This is a genomic window from Rhodococcus sp. MALMAid1271, from assembly GCF_049195265.1.
GTDB lineage: Bacteria > Actinomycetota > Actinomycetes > Mycobacteriales > Mycobacteriaceae > Rhodococcoides.
On sequence record NZ_JBMIRQ010000058.1, the window covers coordinates 96,600 to 116,363 of the forward strand.

General features: G+C 66.1%; 16 protein-coding genes. 4 read left to right on the plus strand and 12 right to left on the minus strand.

Annotated features, from left to right (window positions below):
• Positions 1-22 precede the first annotated feature (22 nt).
• Together ACOQFP_RS06980 and ACOQFP_RS06985 are read right to left on the minus strand one after the other, a co-directional pair.
• Positions 23-3,571 (minus strand): amino acid adenylation domain-containing protein, encoded by a 3,549-nt coding sequence (locus ACOQFP_RS06980; RefSeq protein ID WP_421583871.1) that lies wholly within the window; start codon positions 3,569-3,571, stop codon positions 23-25.
• A gap of 123 nt (positions 3,572-3,694) precedes the next feature.
• A complete protein-coding gene (locus tag ACOQFP_RS06985; protein ID WP_206492211.1) occupies positions 3,695-4,117 on the minus strand; it encodes an HIT family protein in 423 nt (140 codons plus the stop codon).
• A 68-nt stretch (positions 4,118-4,185) separates the two neighbouring features.
• Here ACOQFP_RS06985 and ACOQFP_RS06990 point away from each other — a divergent pair, with 68 nt between their 5' ends.
• Positions 4,186-4,977, plus strand: coding sequence for an HAD-IIA family hydrolase (locus tag ACOQFP_RS06990; RefSeq protein WP_206492210.1), 792 nt, complete (start codon positions 4,186-4,188; stop codon positions 4,975-4,977).
• Here ACOQFP_RS06990 and purB read toward each other — a convergent pair whose 3' ends face one another.
• Both purB and ACOQFP_RS07000 read right to left on the minus strand, forming a co-directional pair.
• Positions 4,978-6,396, minus strand: a complete 1,419-nt coding sequence (gene purB, locus ACOQFP_RS06995; protein WP_206492209.1) for an adenylosuccinate lyase — start codon at positions 6,394-6,396, stop codon at positions 4,978-4,980.
• Positions 6,397-6,420: 24 nt separating this feature from the next.
• Complete coding sequence (locus ACOQFP_RS07000) at positions 6,421-7,044, minus strand: TetR/AcrR family transcriptional regulator (RefSeq protein WP_421583872.1); 624 nt, start codon at positions 7,042-7,044, stop codon at positions 6,421-6,423.
• Positions 7,045-7,111: 67 nt separating this feature from the next.
• Here ACOQFP_RS07000 and ACOQFP_RS07005 point away from each other — a divergent pair, with 67 nt between their 5' ends.
• A complete protein-coding gene (locus ACOQFP_RS07005) occupies positions 7,112-8,116 on the plus strand; it encodes a threonine aldolase family protein (RefSeq protein ID WP_421583873.1) in 1,005 nt (334 codons plus the stop codon).
• On the opposite strand, the gene ACOQFP_RS07010 is transcribed toward ACOQFP_RS07005, so the two are convergent.
• From ACOQFP_RS07010 to ACOQFP_RS07030, 5 genes are all read right to left on the minus strand, one after another.
• On the minus strand, positions 8,103-9,257 hold the full coding sequence (locus ACOQFP_RS07010) for a pyridoxal phosphate-dependent aminotransferase (RefSeq protein ID WP_341243415.1): 1,155 nt from the start codon (positions 9,255-9,257) through the stop codon (positions 8,103-8,105). The two genes, ACOQFP_RS07005 and ACOQFP_RS07010, sit on opposite strands and share 14 nt — an antisense overlap.
• Before the next feature lie 80 nt (positions 9,258-9,337).
• Entirely contained in the window at positions 9,338-10,174 is an 837-nt protein-coding gene (locus ACOQFP_RS07015; protein ID WP_341243414.1) for a DUF559 domain-containing protein, read from the minus strand.
• A gap of 155 nt (positions 10,175-10,329) precedes the next feature.
• Positions 10,330-11,580, minus strand: coding sequence for a phosphoribosylamine--glycine ligase (purD, locus tag ACOQFP_RS07020; RefSeq protein WP_206492204.1), 1,251 nt, complete (start codon positions 11,578-11,580; stop codon positions 10,330-10,332).
• A 77-nt stretch (positions 11,581-11,657) separates the two neighbouring features.
• Positions 11,658-13,649: a glycosyltransferase family 39 protein gene (locus ACOQFP_RS07025; protein WP_421583874.1), complete on the minus strand. Its 1,992-nt coding sequence runs from the start codon at positions 13,647-13,649 to the stop codon at positions 11,658-11,660.
• Entirely contained in the window at positions 13,646-14,899 is a 1,254-nt protein-coding gene (locus tag ACOQFP_RS07030; RefSeq protein WP_421583875.1) for a glycosyltransferase, read from the minus strand. Before ACOQFP_RS07030 ends, ACOQFP_RS07025 begins: the two co-directional genes overlap by 4 nt.
• A 144-nt stretch (positions 14,900-15,043) precedes the next feature.
• On the opposite strand from ACOQFP_RS07030, the gene ACOQFP_RS07035 reads away from it, so the two are divergent.
• Complete coding sequence (locus ACOQFP_RS07035; RefSeq protein WP_206492201.1) at positions 15,044-15,469, plus strand: HIT family protein; 426 nt, start codon at positions 15,044-15,046, stop codon at positions 15,467-15,469.
• A gap of 7 nt (positions 15,470-15,476) precedes the next feature.
• On the opposite strand, the gene ACOQFP_RS07040 is transcribed toward ACOQFP_RS07035, so the two are convergent.
• On the minus strand, positions 15,477-16,001 hold the full coding sequence (locus tag ACOQFP_RS07040) for a winged helix-turn-helix transcriptional regulator (protein ID WP_206492200.1): 525 nt from the start codon (positions 15,999-16,001) through the stop codon (positions 15,477-15,479).
• Positions 16,002-16,075: 74 nt separating this feature from the next.
• Here ACOQFP_RS07040 and ACOQFP_RS07045 point away from each other — a divergent pair, with 74 nt between their 5' ends.
• Positions 16,076-17,464, plus strand: a complete 1,389-nt coding sequence (locus ACOQFP_RS07045; RefSeq protein WP_421583876.1) for an MFS transporter — start codon at positions 16,076-16,078, stop codon at positions 17,462-17,464.
• On the opposite strand, the gene ACOQFP_RS07050 is transcribed toward ACOQFP_RS07045, so the two are convergent.
• Positions 17,447-18,103 (minus strand): response regulator, encoded by a 657-nt coding sequence (locus tag ACOQFP_RS07050; RefSeq protein WP_421583877.1) that lies wholly within the window; start codon positions 18,101-18,103, stop codon positions 17,447-17,449. The two genes, ACOQFP_RS07045 and ACOQFP_RS07050, sit on opposite strands and share 18 nt — an antisense overlap.
• Positions 18,100-19,764 (minus strand): ATP-binding protein, encoded by a 1,665-nt coding sequence (locus ACOQFP_RS07055; RefSeq protein WP_421583878.1) that lies wholly within the window; start codon positions 19,762-19,764, stop codon positions 18,100-18,102. The genes ACOQFP_RS07050 and ACOQFP_RS07055 overlap by 4 nt, the downstream gene beginning before the upstream one ends.

A 19,764-nucleotide genomic window follows, 5' to 3' on the forward strand; every position in this document is an offset into this window, starting at 1 on the left:
AGGAGGGAGTGGGCATATCGAGTCAGGGAGTGTGCTGGTGGTCGAGTGCGGCCACCAGTTGGTCCTCCGACATGGATTCGATCGATACGTAGATCTCTGCGGTCGCCTCGAGCAGTTCGCCGTTGCCTTCGGCTGCGATCATCGACTCCGCCAGACCCGACACGGTCGGCGCGGCGAACAGCATCCGCACCGTGACGGAGGTGATGTCGAACGCCGCGCGAATTCGGGCGACGATGGTGGTCGCGAGTACCGAGTCGCCGCCCAACGCGAACAGGGTGTCGGTGACTCCCACCTCCTCGGCACCGAGCACGCTCTGCCAGATCAGGGCGAGTGCGCCCTCGAGTCGGGTTCGAGGCGCAACACGCGCTCCGGCTCGCTCGGAATCACCTGCAGCTCTGCACTGCTGTGCAATTGCCGCGGAATCGATCTTGCCGTTGACGGTGAGCGGCAGGGTGCGCAGTGCCACGATCCGGTCCGGCACCATGTGGGCGGGCAAACGGTCGGCCACCCTGCCGGTGATGCCCGCCACGCTCTGATCGGGGTCGGCGGCGGAATCGCCGAGAACCACCGCTGCCATCACCGCAGCAGAACCCGAGCGGTCGACGACTGCGGCGGCGGCAACGACCTCGGGATCGCTGGCCAGGACGGACTCGATCTCCCCGAGCTCGATGCGAAATCCGTTGATCTTGATCTGGTTGTCGACGCGGCCGATGAATTCGACCATCGAGTCCGTGCCGTAGCGAACCAGATCGCCGGTGCGGTACCAGCGGTAGCCATCGGCCTCGACGAAGCGCTCGTTCGTGCGTTCGAGATCGTCCAGGTAACCGTCGGCCAATCCTGTTCCTGCCACCCACAGCTCGCCGGGTATCCAGTCCGGCACCTGGTGGCCGCGCGCATCGACGACCCGCAGCGCCATGGACCCGAGCGCAAGCCCGAACGGTACCGTGCGCCAGTGCGGATCGACGTCCACGACCTCGCAGATGCTGTTGTGGATCGCCGTTTCGGTTGCGCCGCCGAGTCCGGCGAACCGACATCTCGGCACCGCTGCGTTCAGCCGGCGGTAGAGGTCGAGACCCACCTTGTCCCCGCCGAGCATGACGACCTCGAGCGAGTCACCCAGATCCTCGCCGGTCGACAGGATCATGTCCAATAGCGGCGGTACGCAGCTGATCACCGTGACTCGATGCGCACGAATCAGCGCGACCCAGCGCTGCGGGTCTCTGCGCTCGTGTTCCTCGATGAGCACGGCCGTACCGCCGGCCTCGAACACCGAGAACAGGTCGAACGTGCACAGGTCGAAATCCAACTCCGACATGCACAACGGGCGATAGCGCTCGTCCAGTGAGAATCGTTGGACCAGATCGCCGATCGTGTTCATCGCCGCGCGATGCGGGACGACCACACCCTTGGGCTCCCCCGTCGAACCGGAGGTGAAGATCATGTATGCGGGAGCGGTGTCGGGTCCGAGGTGCGGGACGGGCATCGGCTCGGTCAGGACCGCGTCGGACACCGCGAGGCCGTCGTCACCCGATCCTCCGATCGTCACCGCGAACCCGGCCTTTCGGGCGATCAGTGCAGCTCGACTCGCCGGTTGGTCGACGCCGATCGGTACGTACACGCCGCCTGCGGCGAGCACACCGAGAATTGCCGCCACTTGATCCGGCCCTTTCGGCAGCGTCACCCCGACCGTGTCGCCCACTGCCACGTCCCGATCCGTCAGTGCCGCAGCCACTCTCATCGCTCGATCGCGCAGATCGCCGTACGTCATCGACTCGCCATCGCCCCATGCAAGCGCCACCGCATCGGGGTTGCGCGATGCGCGATCGAAGAAGGCGCGGTGCAGGGCCTGGTTCCCGGCGGTCGGCAATGCATCGATCCGCGGTACATCGGCGGCCGGGGTTCTCGGCGCAAGCTGACGCGACGGAACCAGCTGCCCTACCGGTTCCGACCACACGCTGTCACCATCGACCACCAGTGCACGGACCAGCATCTCGAAGGCGTCGAACATCGCCTCGGGAACCCCTGGCAGGAACTCGTTCTCACGAATGTCCCAGTTGACCAGCACGCCGCCGTCGAGTTCGGTGATCTGGGCGTCCAGAACCACCTGCGGCCCCTGCGAGATCATCCACACCGGGTCTCCGAACACCTCCCGAGCACGTGCGTCGAACAGCTCACCCAATCCGAGCGCACTGGTGAAGACCACGGGCGCGAGTACCGGCTGTCCGCGACGACGACCGAGATCGCGCAGTACCTCCACCCCGGAGTAGTCGACGTGCGAGGCGTCCTCGTGCAGTCGAGCCCGCAGCCGCCGGGACCGCTCGGCGAACGACAGACTTTCCCGCAGATCGACGTCCAACATCACCGAGGACGAGAAGTCCCCGACGAGCTCTCCGACGGCCGGATGCGTCGGGGCACGGTCGAACATCGGAACGTTGAGCAAAAATCGCTGCTCGACCGACCAGGCCCCGACCACTTCGGCGAAGGCCGCCGCCACCGCCACCGCCGGAGTGACGCCCTGTGCGCGAGCCCGCGACTGCAAGAGCGAATAGTGCTGCGAGTCGAGGTGAAACGCCCGACGCGTCGCCGAGGGAGAGCCCGAATCACGTTCCACCAGAGGCAGAGTGGGCGCTCCGGGCAGAGAATCCAATCGATCGGTCCAGTAGCGTTCGGCCTGGGCCCGAGCCTCTCGGCGATCCTGCGGACGGTCGGCCAGGTAGCGCGCGTAGCTGTAGTCGACTGCCGGCAGCTCCTGGCCGTCGTATGCCCTCGCCAGATCTGCGACCAGAATTCTGAAGCTGACGGCGTCGCCTGCAATCATGTCCACGTCGAGATGCAGCCGAGTTCGTCCGCCCGGCAACAACGACAGATCGGCCGAGAACACCTCTCCGGCTTCGATATCGAGCATCTGATGCGTCAGGCGTTGCCGAGTTCGTTCCAGCTCGACCACTGCGTCGCACTCGCTCTGCAGATCGTGCACCGTCAGTCCGCGCCACCCAGGGTTGGACTCGATCACCTGCTGTCCGTCGTCGGTGATCCGAGCCCGCAGCATGTCGTGCCTGCGGGCCACGGCGTCGAGTGCGGCGCGTAGCCGTTCGGGATCGACGGCTCTGCCGTCGAATTCGGTGTAGAGGTGCGGGGCGACGCGGCCGTACCGCTGCTCTGCGCTGCGGCCGATCCAATAGGCGTGCTGCAGTACGGCGAGATCGAAGCTGCCGGTGTCAGGCCGGTTCGGCTCCGGGGTGCGAGCGGTGGCCGCGGGTACCGGCTCGATTGCTGCGCCGACCAGTTCGGACCAGGCCGAGACCGTGGGCTGCGCAGCAAGATCGGCGAATGTCACCGCCCTGCCCTGCTGACGGAATCTGCCCACCAACCGCATCAGCACGATCGATTCCAGACCCAACTCGAACAGGTTCGCATCGATCGGCACAGCCTCGGGCTCGGAGCCGATCAGTTCTGCGACCTGTGCCCGCAGTTCTTCGGTCCCGATTCCGTGCGGATCCATCCGGTGCCCCTTCGATCGGCTGCGCTCTGCGTCGTACTGGGTGCGAACAGAAGGCTGCCTCCAGTTCATAAGGGCAGGCTACCCTCTGTTAGCCGACCCTGGGGACGCTAGCATCTGTCGGCACCAGGACCGTCGACCTCAGCGCGCACCCGGCCGCGGATGGCACAGCTCTATCTACAGCGCAGAAGGTCACTACCGAGGCAGCGCGGCTGCGATCTCTCCGGCCTGCCGGTCGAGTTCGGATCGCTGCGGGGACGACGGCCTGGCACGGAGCCCGAAGCCGTCGCCGATCATGCGCGGGATGACGTGCAGATGCACGTGGAAGATTTCCTGACCGGCCACTGTGCCGTCGGCGAGAAAGAAGTTGACGCCGGCCACCCGCGGATTGCTGGCACGCACAGCGGCGGCCACCTTCTGCCCCACCACGAACAGGTGCGCCCCGATCTCCGGCGGCAGCTCCGCCAGCGTCCGATACTGCTCCTTGGGCACCACCAACACATGTCCGCTGGTGAGCGGCCTGATGTCCATGAACGCAATCGCTGTCTCGTCCTCGTGGACCCGAGAAGCCTCGGCCGTCCCGGCAATGATCTCGGCGAAAATCGTGTAGGGGTTCACAGCCTCCGAGCGTAGGCGCTCGACGCGCTGAGGCTGCGAGGCCCGGGCCCGGCGACTACTGTTTGCCGATGGGTATCGGCGGGGTTCTCTTCGACATCGACGGCGTCCTGGTCACGTCGTGGCAGGCGGTGCCCGGTGCCGCGGAAACTCTGAAGTATCTCGACAGCAGAGATATCGCCCGCGCGTTTCTGACCAATACCACCTCGAAGACCCGCGAGCAGATAGCTGTTGCGCTACGCGAGGTGGGACTGGACGTGCACTCCGACGAGATCGTCACCGCCGCGTCGCTCACCGCCGATCATCTCCGCGAGAACTATCCGGACGCCCGCGTGGTACTGATCAACAACGGTGAGATCGCACACGATATGCCGGGTATCGAGTTCGTCGACGAATCCTCCGAGGATCCGGATGTCGTGGTCGTCGGCGGTGCAGGCCCGGAGTTCACACACGAGCGCCTCAGTCGCGTCTACGACTGGCTCTGTCGCGGCATACCGGTCGTCGCGATGCATCGCTCGTTGATGTGGAGCACCGGGGCCGGGCTTCGTATCGACACCGGTATGTATCTGGCCGGGATGGAGCAGGCCTCCGGACACACCGCGAAGGCCATCGGGAAGCCGGCACCTCTCGGCTTCCGAACAGCGTCCGAGCGGATGGGCATCGACCCTGAGGACGTCGTGATGGTCGGCGACGACCTGGACAACGACGTACTGGCCGCGCAGGTCGTCGGAATGACCGGAGTCCTGGTCCGCACCGGCAAGTTCCAGCAGGATGTGCTGGACCGACGTATCAAGGACGAGTTCGCGATGGAACCCGACTACGTGATCTCCTCCGTCGCCGACCTCCCCGGCGTCCTGTCCTGACTAGAGAATCGGCGACGGGCTGTAGGACGCGCCGGCCGGGAACTTCTCCATCAGCCGCTCCACTGCCGACACCACGGAACCGACCTGCGCATCGGCAGCACCGATGAAGGCCGTCTTGTCTGCCAGTGCCGCGTCGAGTGCGGCGCGGTCGAGCGGCAGGCGATCGTCGGCGGCCAGGCGGTCGAGCAGATCCGGTTCGAGTCCCTGCTCGCGCATCGCCAGCGCGACAGCTACGGCGTGTTCCTTGATCGCCTCGTGTGCGGTTTCGCGTCCGACGCCTGCGCGCACGGCGGCCATCAGCACCTTCGTCGTCGCGAGGAACGGCAGGTACCGGTCGAGTTCCTTGGCGATGACGGCCGGGTAGGCCCCGAACTCGTCGAGCACCGTCAGGAAGGTCTCGATGAGGCCGTCGATGGCGAAGAAGGCGTCGGGCAGCGCGACGCGGCGCACCACGGAGCAGAAGACGTCGCCCTCGTTCCATTGCGCGCCGGCGAGTTCGGCTGCCATCGATCCATAGCCGCGGAGCACCACCTGCAGGCCGTTGACGCGCTCGCACGAACGGGTGTTCATCTTGTGCGGCATCGCCGACGAGCCGACCTGCCCGGCCTGAAAACCTTCGGTGACGAGTTCGTGGCCCGCCATCAGGCGAACGGTGTGCGCGAAGGACGACGGACCGGCACCGACCTGGACCAGGGCGGAGACGACCTCGTGGTCCAGCGAGCGGGGGTACACCTGGCCGACGCTGGTGAGCGTGTGACGGAAGCCGAGGTGATCGGCGACGATCCGCTCGAGCGCGACGAGTTTGGCCGAGTCGCCGCCGAACAGGTCGAGCATGTCCTGCGAAGTGCCCATCGGGCCCTTGATTCCGCGCAGCGGGTAGCGCGCGATCAGTTCCTGCAGGCGTGACAGAGCCAGCAACAGTTCGTCGGCGGCAGATGCGAAGCGCTTACCGAGAGTCGTGGCCTGAGCTGCGACATTGTGGCTGCGCCCGGCCATGACGAGCGAGGAGTACTCGGCTGCGCGTTCGGCCAAGCGCTTGGCCACGGCGACCCCGTGCCCGTGGACGTGTTCGAGTGAACGCAGAATCTGCAGCTGCTCGACGTTCTCGGTGAGGTCGCGGCTGGTGAGGCCCTTGTGGATGTGTTCGTGGCCGGCGAGGGCGTTGAACTCCTCGATCCGAGCCTTGACGTCGTGCCGGGTGATTCGTTCACGCTCGGCGATCGACGCAAGGTCCACCTGGTCGACGACCGCTTCGTAATCCGCGACGGCGGCGCTCGGGACGTCGACTCCGAGGGAGGACTGCGCGCGCAGCACCGCGATCCACAGTTGACGTTCCAGGACGATCTTGTGCTCCGGTGACCACAGCTCCACCAGTTCGGGACTTGCGTAGCGGGTGGCCAGGACATTCGGGATGCTCACGAGCGACCAGCTTACGTGGCCCTGTCATTCGGCTGGTGCGACGACGTCGATGACGGCCAAGAGCATGCTGCGCGCCATGCCGCGCGGATCGGGGTCCACCTCGCTGAGGGCACCGACGACCGCACCGTCGACCACGGCCACCAGCCGACGAAGCTGCTCTTCGCGCACGCTTCGTCCGGACCTGCGCAGCACGTCGGTGAGTAGATCGTCGATCTGTGCGCGCAACCGCAGTTGCACCTCACGCAGTTCTGGATGCCGGGCGGAGGCGATGAAACGCTCGTATCTCGCGATCAGGTGCTCGTGTCCGTCCTGTGCGCCGATGAGCAGGTCGACGATCAGATCGACCGTCGACTCCATCTTGCGTGAGCAGGTGCCCTCGTCGTCGATCCGGCCGCGCATGACCTCGATTTCGCGGGTTCCGACGATGTCGACGGCCGCAGCGACCAGGTCGCCGAGGGATTCGAAATAGTAGGTCGTCGATGCGAGCGGCAGCCCGGCCCGTGCAGCAACCGATCGGTGCCGAACCGCGTCGAACCCACCCTCGACGAGGAGGTCCGCAGCCGCCGACGCCAGTGCCTGGCGGCGGCGCACCCCCTTGGGAGTCGCACCCGACACCTTGTGCTGCGACTCGGTCGGACCTGCGGACATTCAAGTTATCGTGCCAGCTCGAGGCCCTTCGTCGGACTGCTTTGGCGCTATGGAATTGTCAGTGCTCGTGGCACATCGAACGATCGACCTCCGCTCCGACACCATCACCCGTCCCGATTCGGTCATGCGCAGAGCCATGGCCGAGGCCGATGTGGGTGACGATGTCCTCGATCACGATCCGACGATGGCGGCACTGGAAGAAGCGGTGGCAGGGCTGCTCGGTTTCGAGTCGGCACTGTGGGTCCCCTCGGGTTCGATGGGAAACATGATCGCGCTGATGCTGCATCTGCAGCGCGGCGATCGATTCCTGGCACCCGAGCATGCGCACGTCCTCGGTTCCGAACTCGGTACCGCCGCGTGGTTGGCGGGCGGGATGCCCGACGCGCTCCCGCACGACGGTGGGCCCGGGCGTCCGCTGGCGTCGACGGTGCGCGCGAAGGCAGGCGGTGCCGGACCGTACTTCACGCTGCGGACGACGCTGCTGTCACTCGAGAACACTCACAACTTCGCAGGCGGCGCCGCCTTCGGTCCGGCCGAGTGGGCCGAACTCGTTGCTGCCGGACGTGATTGCGGACTGAGCATTCATCTGGACGGCGCACGACTGTGGAATGCCGCTGTGGCCCTCGATGTTCCGATCGCGTCGTTGGCCGCCGGCGCCGACACGGTGCAGGTGTGCTTGAGCAAGGGCCTCGGCGCACCGGTCGGGTCGGTGCTGGTCTCCGACGCCGATCGAATTCACGAAGCACGACGGGTCCGAAAGATGTTGGGCGGCGGCGTTCGTCAGGGCGGAGTCCTGGCCGCGGCCGGATTGGTCGCCCTCGATCGAATCGGCGATCTGGCCGCCGATCACGCCAACGCATCGGCACTCGCCGGTGGACTGCGCGAGCGGAATTGGGATGTGGCGGAGCCCGAGACGAACATCGTGCTGGCATCGGTTCCCGATCCGGCGGCGACGGTCGCGGAGTTGGACGCGCTCGGCATCGCCGCAGTGACGGTTGCCGGCAAGGTGCGCTTCGTCACGCACCGAGATGTCAGTGCCGCCGATATCGACGAGGCACTCAGTAGGTTGTGAACCCGCGCAGCCGCGTCAACGCCGCCTCGACATCGGCAGTGGTCCCCGCGAACGAAAAGCGCACAGTCGTATGGCCGCGCACGGTGTCGAAATCGACACCCGGCGCCAACGCGACTCCGGTCCGCGCCAAGACCTGCGCGCACCATGCCCGCGAATCGTCGGTGAGATGCGCGATGTCGGCGTACACGTAGAACGCGCCGTCGGCCGGTGCGAGATCGGTGATGCCCATGGCCGGCAGACCGTCGAGCAGAATCTGCCGGTTGACGGCGTAACGCCGGACGTGTGAATCCAACTCCGTGCGCGATTGTTCGGTGAACGCCGCGATGGCGGCAACCTGGGAGATCGCGGGCGGGCACACCGTCATGTTCGAGGCCAATCGCTCGACGGCTCTTCGCAATCGAGACGGCAACAGCATCCATCCCAACCGCCACCCGGTCATCGAGAAGTACTTCGACACCGATCCGATCGCCACGGATTCCTTCGAAGTCTCCCAGGCACTGGAGGTGTGCGCGCCGTACGAAATGCCGTGGTAGATCTCGTCCGAGATCAGCAGCGTTCCGTGCTCGTCGCACCAGCGAGCGATGGCCGCGAGCTCGTCCGCATCGATGATCGTGCCGGTTGGGTTGGCAGGGCTGGCGATGATGAGGCCGGCGGGCGGCTCGGGCAGCTGCTCGAGCATGGCGACGGTCGGCTGAAACCGCGTGCCTGCCAGAGTGTCCAATTCGACGACCCGGCAACCCAAGGCCGCCAATGTGTTTCGGTACGCCGGATATCCCGGCCTCGCCATGACGACGGTGTCCCCCACGTCGAACGCCGCGAGAAACAGCAGGGTGAACGCGCCGGAGGATCCGGTGGTGACGACCACGTCGTCGGCGTCGACGGTGATCCCGTATCGCTCGCTGTGATACTCGGCGATCGCCTGCCGCAGCGGCAGGATGCCCAGCGTCTCGGTGTAGCCGAGCAGGTGCGCATCCAGTGCATCACGAGTGGCGCGCAACACCGGCTCGGGCGCGCGGGTCGACGGCTGCCCCGCTGCCAGGGACAGCACGTCGCCGTGGGTGCGCGCCCGCTCGGCAGCTGCGGCGAACACATCCATGACATGGAACGGCTCGACCCTCGATCGCTGGGATTCACTGTGCATTGTCTCGACACTACTGATGTGAATGTCCACTATTTCGCTCGCCAGACGGGATCGCGATCGTGACTGCACAATGTGGACACTCAGGTCAGTGCCTTCCGCCGACGTCGCACGGTCTCGATGATCTGCCGCAACACGTAGTCCAGATCCGTCATCACCATCGCAGCCGAGTAGCGCAGCACGAGCCATCCGTCGAGTGTCAGAGCGTTCTGCCGAACCCTGTCGTTGGTGAACACTTCCGGTGCGCTGTGGAACTCACGTCCATCGATTTCGACGATCACGCGCGCCCGGCGATCCAGCAAATCCGCATAGTACGGCCCCACCTCGGCGTTGATCTCCAGAAAGTAGCCCGCGGAGGTGAGTGCCCGTGCCACCAGGCGTTCGGGTTCGGACAGAGTGCGCGGGCACCCCAGGCGTAGCTGCCTCCTCACCTCGGTGATGCCGGCCATCCCCGCTGACTTCTCGCATTGGATCGCCACTGCGCGCCAGCTCACCGCGCGACTGAGCGCAGAGTCGAAGAATTTCTCCAGCGCGGGACGGGTCAGCGATACGGCGACGTCGATGACGGACTGCTCGATGGTCACGACCGGCAGACCGTGGGCGAAGCTCGACTCGTCGAGACTGCGACGATACGCCCGCAGCCACTTCGGACCGCGCGGCCTCGAGCTGCGGGGAACGGTGATCTCCACCTGCTCGGGTTCGTGATCGAGCAGGTTCCACCACCACGCCGCAGTGCGGTGACTGAGCACTGCGTGCGGCTGCCACAGTGTCGCGGCAACGCAGCGATCGCGAAACGTCGGTTCGCCCGTGCAGTAGATACTCGGAAGCAGACGGGTCAGTGTGCCGACCCCGGTCCGGTAGACGATTGCGCCCTCGCTGACGCCGTCGTCCAGCAACTGTTGCCTCGTGTAAACCCCCACGGGTGACAGCCTGGCGTCGAACAGCTCCCCGTTGGCGGGCGATTCGAGAAATGTGGATGGCGCTGCTACCTGTGGACTACTGACCTGAGTGTCCACTTTTCGACCCGGTGCACGGTATCGGGTGTGCTAGGCGAAATTGTGGACACCGACCGCATCTACAGCGAGATACGACCCTCGACTGCAGCCAATCCGATATCGGTACGGAAGTGGCTGCCCGGCAGTCGGATTCCTGCGATCCGGGAGTAGGCGTCGTCTCGGGCGGCGGTGAGATCGAATCCGGTACCGACGACGCTCAGTACTCGGCCACCGGCGGAGACCACAACGCCGTCCTCGACGGCAGTGCCTGCGTGCAGGACGCCTGCTCCGTCGGAACCGAGAATCTCGTCGCCGGTGCGCGGACGTCCGGGGTAGTTCTCGGCGGCGATGACGACAGTGACGGCGGCACCGTCTGCCCATTCCAGCGCGGGCAACGACGCCAAAGTCCCGGTGGCGGTTGCGTTCAACACGGTACCGAGAGGTGTCTTCAGCAGAGCGAGTACGGCTTGGGTCTCGGGATCACCGAAGCGACAGTTGAATTCGACCACCGCCGGGCCGTCGGCCCCCATCGCCAACCCGGCGTACAGCAGACCGGAGAATGGCACACCGCGCTGGACCATCTCGGCGGCAACAGGTTTCACCACATCGCGGACGATCTCGTCGACAGCGCCTTCGGGCAACCACGGCAACGGGGTGTATGCACCCATGCCGCCGGTGTTGGGCCCGGTATCTCCGTCGCCGACGCGTTTGTGGTCCTGCGCGGGCAGCAGCGGCACGACGGTCTCGCCGTCGACGAGGCAGAAGAGGGAGACCTCGGGGCCGTCGAGGAACGATTCGAGGAGCACCGGGTGGCCGTTCTCGAGGAGTTCGGCGGCGTGTGCGCGGGCGACGAGCCGATCGGTGGTGACGACGACGCCCTTGCCTGCGGCCAGGCCGTCGTCCTTGACCACCCAGTTGGGACCGAAACGGTCCAGGGCTGCGTCGAGCAGCGCGGGCGAGTCGACGATTTCGCTGTGCGCGGTCCGCACACCCGCAGCGGTCATCACATCCTTGGCGAACGCCTTGGAGCCCTCGATGCGAGCGGCATCAGCGGACGGGCCGAACGCAGCGATACCTGCCTCACGAAGTGCATCGGCCACGCCGAGCACCAGGGGGACCTCTGGTCCGATGACAACGAGATCGACGCCGAGTTCCTTGGCCAGCGCGGTCACCGCCTCACCCGAGGCCACGTCGACCGCGTGCTGCTCGGCGAGCTTTGCAGTGCCTGCGTTACCGGGAGCCACGAAGAGCTTCTCGACCGACGGGTCGGCCTTCAACGCAAGGAGAAGGGCGTGCTCTCGAGCACCGGAACCAATGACTAGTACGCGCACAGTGCATCAGACTATCTGCTCGACGCAAAAGCGCCCCGCACCTGACATGGTGCGGGGCTCTTTCGTGGTGGTCCGTGTTACTTCGAGAGGTCGTAGAACGTCACGCTGTCGACCGTGGTCGCGGTGAAGTTCTCGGCGACCCAGGCCGATATCGCAGCCGAGGTACCCGACTGCATTCCCGGGACGGCACCGCCGATGAAGTAGTGAATCCGTCCGTCGGCGACGTACTGCTCGAATTCGGCGAGTGTCGGCGAGGGGTCGGTACCGTTGAATCCGCCCACGGGCATGACGGGATCCTCGGTGGCCAGTTGGTACCCCGCGGCGGTGTTGGCTCCGACGGTCGCCGCCACCCAGGTGTACGAATCCGCGTTCTGCTCGAGCATGGCTGTGATCGCTGCCGTGGGTGTGCTGGCCTCGAGCAGACCACCCATCCCGCGGCCGATCTCCGACACATGACCGGCTGCGGGTGCCTGCCCGGGAGCCCCGGTGCGACCGGGGAATCCGGCCGGCAGTTGCATACCGGCAGGAATGGCACCTCGGCCTCCGTGGCCCTCGCCCATGCCCTTGCCCATGCCCATGCCGCCGAATCCGCGCATGCCGGTGCTCGGCCCGGCCGAGACGATCGATCCGGTGTGCGGGGTGACGATCGTGTCGGCCGCGTACGCCGTCGGACCGGCCAGACCGGCGAACATCACCGCAAGGATCGACACTGCCGCCAACCGGCCACGGGTCAGGGCGGGGATCAGCAGGGCCGTCGCGGCGAGCACTCCGACGACGACGATCGTCCACTTCAGCCACGGCACGAAACTCGCACTGCGCCCGAGCAACACCCAGGCCATCGCAACCGTCGCCGCCACCGCGACCGCCATCGCGATCCGCACCCACCACCTCTCGCGCCGACGCCACGCCATCACACTGCCGATGCCGATCAGCGCGGCAATGGCAGGCGAGAGTGCAACTGTGTAGTACGCATGGAAGATCCCCGCCATGAAGCTGAACGTCAGACCGGTGACGAGCACCCACGAACCCCAGACGATCAACGACGCACGCCGACCGTTCGATCGAGGAGATCTGCCGCACAACACGAGTCCGACCACCAGCAGGATCAGCGCCGCCGGGAGCAGCCAGGCGATCTGGCCTCCCTGGGAGGCGTCGAACATGCGGGAGATGCCGGTTTCGCCCCACATCGAGCCGCCACCCGCACCCCCGAAGCCACCGCGGGTGACGCTTCCGGTCTCGTCGCCGCTGAGCCGGCCGAATCCGTTGTAGCCGAACGTGAGCTCGAGGATCGAATTGTTCTGCGATCCACCGACCCACGGCCGTGAGGATGCGGGCCAGAATTCGACGATCAGCAGCCACCATCCGGCCGAGACGATCATCGCACCGAGCGCGCCGAACAGCTGCAGCACTCGGGTGACGAGCTTGGGCGGTCCGGCAATCAGGTAGGTCAGCGCCAGCGGCGGCACCACGAGCATCACCTGGAGTTGCTTGGTGAGGAATCCGAATCCGACGAACATCCCGGTGAGCAACAGCCACGTGGTCTTTCCGGTCTCGACACCGCGCAGCAGGGCCCAGACCGCCGCGATCATCAGTAGTACGAGCAACGCATCGGGGTTGTTGAACCGGAACATCAGTGCCGCGACCGGGGTGAGGGCCAGTACCAGGCCGGCGAGCAAGCCTGCGGCGGCGCCGAAGTGGCGCTTGACGGTGGCGCGGAGCAGTGCCACCGAGGCGACGCCGAGCAGTACCTGCGGCACCAGCATCGCCCAGGTACTGAGCCCGAACAGACGCACCGACAGCGACATCAGCCACAGTGACATCGGCGGCTTGTCGACGGTGATCGAATTGCCGGCATCGGAGGATCCGAAGAAGAAGGCCTTCCAGGACACCGAACCTGCTTGTACGGCAGCAGAATAGAAAGAATTGGCCCAGCCCGACGCTCCGAGGTCCCACAGGTAGGCGACACCGGTGCCGACCAACAGCGCAGCGGTGGCGATCCATTCCCACCGGGGGGAGGTCGCGGGCGCGGATTCCGCGGCCGGTGAGGGCCGCTCGATCGTCGTCGTCACCGGCTCGGCTCCACCGTGGCCGGTGCGAGCGCCGACTCCGGGTTACGGAAGACCCATCGCAGAGCTACGAATCGGCACACGGTGGCGACGAGGTTGGCAACGATGAGGACGGCGAGTTCGACGTGCCGGTCGACGCCGGGAGCCCAGGCATGCAGTACTGCGAGCGACCCGCTGGTGACGACGAGGGCGAAGCCGAAGATCACCAGCCCTTGCAGTTGCTGCTTGCCTGCCCCGTCGGAGCCTCTGACCCCGAATGTGAAGGCGCGGTTGGCCGCTGTATTGAGTACCGCGGTGATCAGCAACCCGACGAAGTTGGCGGCCTGGGCCCCGATCAACGGGTGCAGCACGAGGTACAGCAGAGCGTAGGCGACGGTGCTGGCGATACCGATGATGCCGAATCTCACCATCTGGCTGATCATTCCGTGCGGCACACCGGGTACGAGCGGTTCCCGGCCCAGGCTTCGGCGTAGTTCGGCGACGGGCAGCACTCCGGTGGCCAGCGCGCGGCCGACGCGCCAGCATCCCCGCAAGTCCTCGACGGCGGTGTCGACGATGTCGACGCTGCTGTTCGGATCGTCGACCCAGTCGACGGGTACTTCGTGAATCCGCAGCCCGACTTTCTCTGCGATGACGAGCAATTCGGTGTCGAAGAACCATCCGGTGTCTTCGACGAGCGGGAGCAATTGCCTGGCCACGTCGGTGCGCATAGCTTTGAACCCGCACTGGGCATCGGAGAATCGCGCGCGCAGCGAGGTACGCAGAATGAGATTGTAACTGCGCGAGATGAATTCACGTTTGGCTCCGCGGACCACCCGAGACGACCGGTTCAATCGCGATCCGATCGCGAGGTCCGAGTGCCCGGACATCAGGGGTGCGATCAGCGGCATCAGCGCGTTGAGGTCGGTCGAGAGGTCGACATCCATGTAGGCCACGACATCTGCCGTCGATGTCGACCACACTGCCTTGAGTGCGCGTCCGCGGCCTTTCTCGTCCAGATGACGGACTCGAACTCCGTCGATCTGCTCGGCGAGACGATGCGCGACGGTGAGGGTGCCGTCGGTGCTGGCGTTGTCGGCGATGGTGATGCTCGACCGAAACGGGATCCGGTCCTCGAGATGCTCATGGAGACGACGAATGCACTGTTCCAGGTCGGCCTCTTCGTTGTAGACCGGGATGACCACCTCGAGCGTGGCAGTGGTGTTCGAGCCGGGCCGCGGGCCCGCTGCTCGGGCGAGGGAATTCGTTGTCATGTCGACAAGGCTCGGGTGCAGAGCTGGACCCTGCCTGCGATGAACCTGGCAATCACCTGGGAGGGCAGCAGGGCAGCAGGGAGTCAGGAGCGCAACCTGTGGAGTGACCGGTGAACAAGACCTTGTATGAGGCATCCTGTTCCCATGGCTTCCATTTTCAGCAAGATCATCGCCGGCGAGATTCCAGGTCGCTTCGTCTGGCAGGACGACGATGTGGTCGCGTTTCTGACGATCGCCCCGGTCACCCAGGGCCACACGTTGGTGGTGCCGCGGGAGGAGATCGACCAGTGGCAGGACGTGGACGGTGCCGTGTTCGCCAAGGTCACTGCCGTCGCGCAGATCGTCGGCCAGGCCGTCCGGACGGCGTTCGACGCGCCCCGCGCCGGACTGCTGATTGCCGGGCTCGAGGTGCCGCATCTGCACCTGCACGTGTTCCCGGCGTACGAGATGGGGAACTTCGACATCTCCGGTGCGGATCCGAACCCTTCACCGGAGTCGCAGGACGAGGCCGCGAGCACGCTGCGGGCGGCCCTGCGCGATCTCGGCCACGCGGCACACGTGCCGGACTGACTCTCGCTCAGCGCAGGGGCTCGAGTAGCCGTCGACGCGTTCGTAGTTGCATCGACACCTCGTCGGATCGAGTGTCGGGGTCGTAACCGGGTCCGATGTCGGTGTCGATGTCCTGCGGGCCCGGTGCCACGCCGCATTCGGGGCACAGTCCCAGTGGTCCGAGGTCGGTTCCGCAGGGAGCGTGCAGGAATCGCCGACGCCGCCCTTCGGGTTTCGCGGTCTGTTCCTCACCCCAGTAGGTCAGGGCGAACAGAGCGGGCCACAGTCCTTCGAGGGCGGCTGTGGGGACGTAGTCGTCGTGTCCGCCTTCTGCGGTGCGGGCTCGTTTCTCGAGGATCCCGGCGTCGACGAGTGCTCCGAGTCGTTGAGTGAGGACGGCTTTGGAGATGTCGAGGTGGACCAGGAAGTCGCCGAAGCGCCGGATGCCGAAGAAGCAGTCACGCACGATGAGCATCGTCCATCGCTCGCCGACGAGTTCGAGGGCGCGGGCCAGGGAGCAGTCCTGGCGGGCATAGTCGATTCCGAGTGCCATGGCGTGATCCTACAGTCTGTTGACCGAACCAAGTTGGGCGTTTACAGTTCGATCACCAGACCAGAAGGACGAAGATGACCCACTCCGCGCCCTCACCCACCGGCACAGCGAACAGCACCCGAGCTCTGTCTGTCGCGGCCCTCGGCACGCTGCTGACGCTGATGGCGTTCACCGCGCCGCTCGCGACCATCAACAGCACCGCGGCCGATCTGATGTCGGACGCCGCAGGACGAACGTGGATTCTCAGTTCCATGAGCATCGGTCTCGCAGCCGCGTTGCTCACCACCGGAACGGTCGCCGACGATTTCGGTCGTCGCCGCACGTTCGTGCTCGGTGCCGCGGTGCTTGCCCTAGGCGCGGTCGTCTGCGCCGTCGCCCCCAACACACTGACCTTCGTGCTGGCCCGCATCCTGCAGGGCCTCGGCGGCGCTGCCGTCATGGCATCGAGCCTGGGCATCATCGCGCACACCCACCCGGCCGGTCCCGTTCGCGCCAAGGCAAGCGGAGTATGGGGCGCAAGCGTGGGTGCCGGCATCGCGCTCGGCCCGTTGCTGGCCGCCGTCCTGGATCGCTGGGCGAGTTGGCGCGAAGCCTACGTGGTGCTGGCCGTGGCCACAGCCGTGCTGACCGTGGCCGCACATGTGCTCGTCGAGGAATCCACGTCCGACGCACCCAGAGGGCTCGACCCACTCGGCGCACTGCTGTTGGCGACGGGCGTCGGTGCATTGTTGGCCGCATTGGTCGAGGGCAGGCAGGGGTGGACCACTCTCGTCCCGATCCTGCTGTTCGTTCTCGCCGCACTCCTGCTGGTCGGCTTCGTCGTCTTCGAATTGCGAAGCACAACAGCGATGCTCGACCTCGCTCTGTTTCAGCACCCGCCGTTCGTCGCCGCGACGGTTGCAGCGCTGGCCACGGGCGGCGGGATCATCGCATTGATGTCGTACATGTCAGGATTTCTCGGCATCGCGCTCGGCATCGATGCGCTCGGTGCCGCCCTACTGTTGTTCGGCTGGTCGGCCACGTCCGTGGTCACCGCCTTGCTGGCCCGCAGACTGCCCGCCTCGGTCGGTGGCCGCACGCAACTTGCCGTCGGTCTCGTGGGCGTCGCCATCGGGATGGTGATGCTGACGGGGTTGTCCGAGAACGCATCCTGGCCACGGCTTCTCCCCGGCCTACTCGTGGCCGGAGTCGCCAGCGGGGTACTCAACGCTGCACTGGGACGCGAGGCCGTGGCCGGAGTCCCCGCTGGGCGAGCAGGGATGGGCAGTGGCGCGAACAACACCGCGCGCTACGTGGGCTCTGCCATCGGTGTCACCATCGTCGCGGTGGTCGCAGTTCCTGTAGGCGCGAGTGCCAGCGGCGTTGTCGCACTCGTACACGGCTGGAATACCGCAGCCCTGGTCACCGCAGCGATCTCGGTGTTCGGAGCCGTGGTGGTGGCGGCGTCACGAACCAGGAACTGACGAATACTCCTGTTCCGGTCGACCGGTGGACCCGTAGCGCAACTGCATGCGCAGCCGTCCCTTGGATACCAGTGTTGCCAGGTAGCGCTGCGCCGTCGCCCGCGAAATCCCTATGGCGGCTGCAACTTCGCCCGCCGACATCGGCTCGGACGTACCGCGGACGGCGTCGAGAACCAGATCGCGGGTGACCGACTGCGAGGTCGGCGTCGGGGCAGATGGGCGTGGGCGCAGCGCGTCGAGTCCACTGTCGATATCGGCCTGACCGAGCTCCTCCGAACGATCGAGGGCGGCGCGGTAGGCAACGTAGCCGGTGAGACGGTCGACCAATGCCGAGCGCGGAAACGGCTTCACCAGATACGTCCAGGCACCCGCGATCATCGCAGCTCGCACCGTCGGCTGATCGGCGGCGGCCGAAAGCACCATTGCCTCGCACGGAAGTTCGCGCACCAGTTCGATGCCGGAGCCATCGGGCAGGTAGACATCGACCAATGCCAGATCGAACGACCGGGTCGCCAACAGCTCACGCGCCTGCGCGATACTCGTCGCCACCGCGACCACCTCGTAGCCCTCGATCGAGTTCACCAGTGCCGCGTGCAGATCCGCCACCCGAAAGTCGTCGTCCACCACCAGAACTCTCATTGCGATACCTCGTTGTCGTGTAGCGCACCCGGTATCGACGCGATGAACACCGCGCCGCCTCTGCCGTTCTCCGCGGTGATCCGCCCGCCGACATCGGCCAGAGTCACATCGCCGCCGCGGGTACGTGCGATCTGACGACTCAGTGCCAGGCCCACTCCCCGGCCGCCGGGCGTTTCTGCGGTCGATTTCGTCGACACACCCTCGACGAACACCTGATCCGATGGCATGTCCACGCCGTCGCCGGAATCGAGGACCACGATATGGAGCGTCGAATGATCCTGCACCAGTTCCACTTCCACCTCCGCAGGCCGACGAACCCCCAACCGTGCCGCATCGATCGCATTGTCGACGAGATTTCCCAGCACCGTGGTCACGTCCACCGGAACGGCCAGCTCACCGCCCACCCAGGTGTTCTCGCCCAACACCAACCGCACTCCGCTCTCACGCGCATGTGCGGCCTTGGCTGTCAGGAACGACCGAAGATAGGCATCGGAGACGGCATCGATGCCCTCGATCGATTCCGACCTCGAACCGATTCCGAGGATATCGTCGATGTATTGCGAGGCCCGATCCGGGTGCCCTTCGTGCAGCAAGCCACTGACCAGATGCATCCGGTTCGCGAACTCGTGACGTTGTGCGCGCAGTACGGCGGACATCGACTGCACCGCGTCGAGCTGACGCGTCAGGGTTTCCACATCGGTCCGGTCGCGCACCGTCAGCACGGTACCCAGATCACGGCTGTCGCGCAGCACTTTTCGGGCGGCTGCAATGACCACCACCTCGTTCACGGCGGCGAGCACCGGCTCGGCCGTCGGAGTTTCGATGACCTCGAGCAGCCGCGGGGTCAGACCGATGTCCTCCACCCGCATCCCCGGCCTGCCGTCGATCGAGAGCAGCGTGCGCGCCTCGTCGTTGACGACCGTCACCACCCCGTCCGGGTCGATTGCCACCACGCCCTCACCGATTCCGTGCAGCACGGCCTCCTGTTCACGCACGAGTTCGGCCAGTTCCTCCGGCTCGAGCCCCAGGGTCAGTCTTTTCCACCTGCGCGCCAACAGAATCGAACCGACCAGGCCCAACAACAGCACGCCACCGGTGACCAACCCTCCGTTGATCAGATCCTTCGACATTTCGGTGCGAACGGCCGTCGTCGAAATGCCGACGCTTACTTCACCGATCACCACGTCCCTCGAACCGAGTGCCAACACAGGCACTTTCGCGCGTACGGAGTCGCCGAGGGTGCCGCGCTGCTGCTCGACCACCTCGTTTCCGGCCAGCGCGCCCGAGGGGTCGGTGCTGACGCGTTGACCGAGAACGGTGGGGTCCGGGTGCGCCAACCGCAGACCACGATCATCGGTGATGACGACGAACAAGGCATCGGTGCGAATCCGAGCACCTTCGGCCGCGCGTTGCAATGCCCCGCCTGCCAGCACTCCCGCAGGTGCGGCATCGGTGCCCGCGGTGTCGGCGGCCGAGAACTGCTCGACGAGCGAACGGACCTGCGGATCCGACGCCACCGTCCGCGCGACCGCGAGGGCGCGTTCACCGTATTCCTCGCTCGCCTGCCTGCCACTGCTGATCGCGAACACTCCGAACGCCACCGCCAGAGCCACCGCCACCAGTGCGGCCTGCAACAACAGCACCTGAGTCCTCAATCGCAC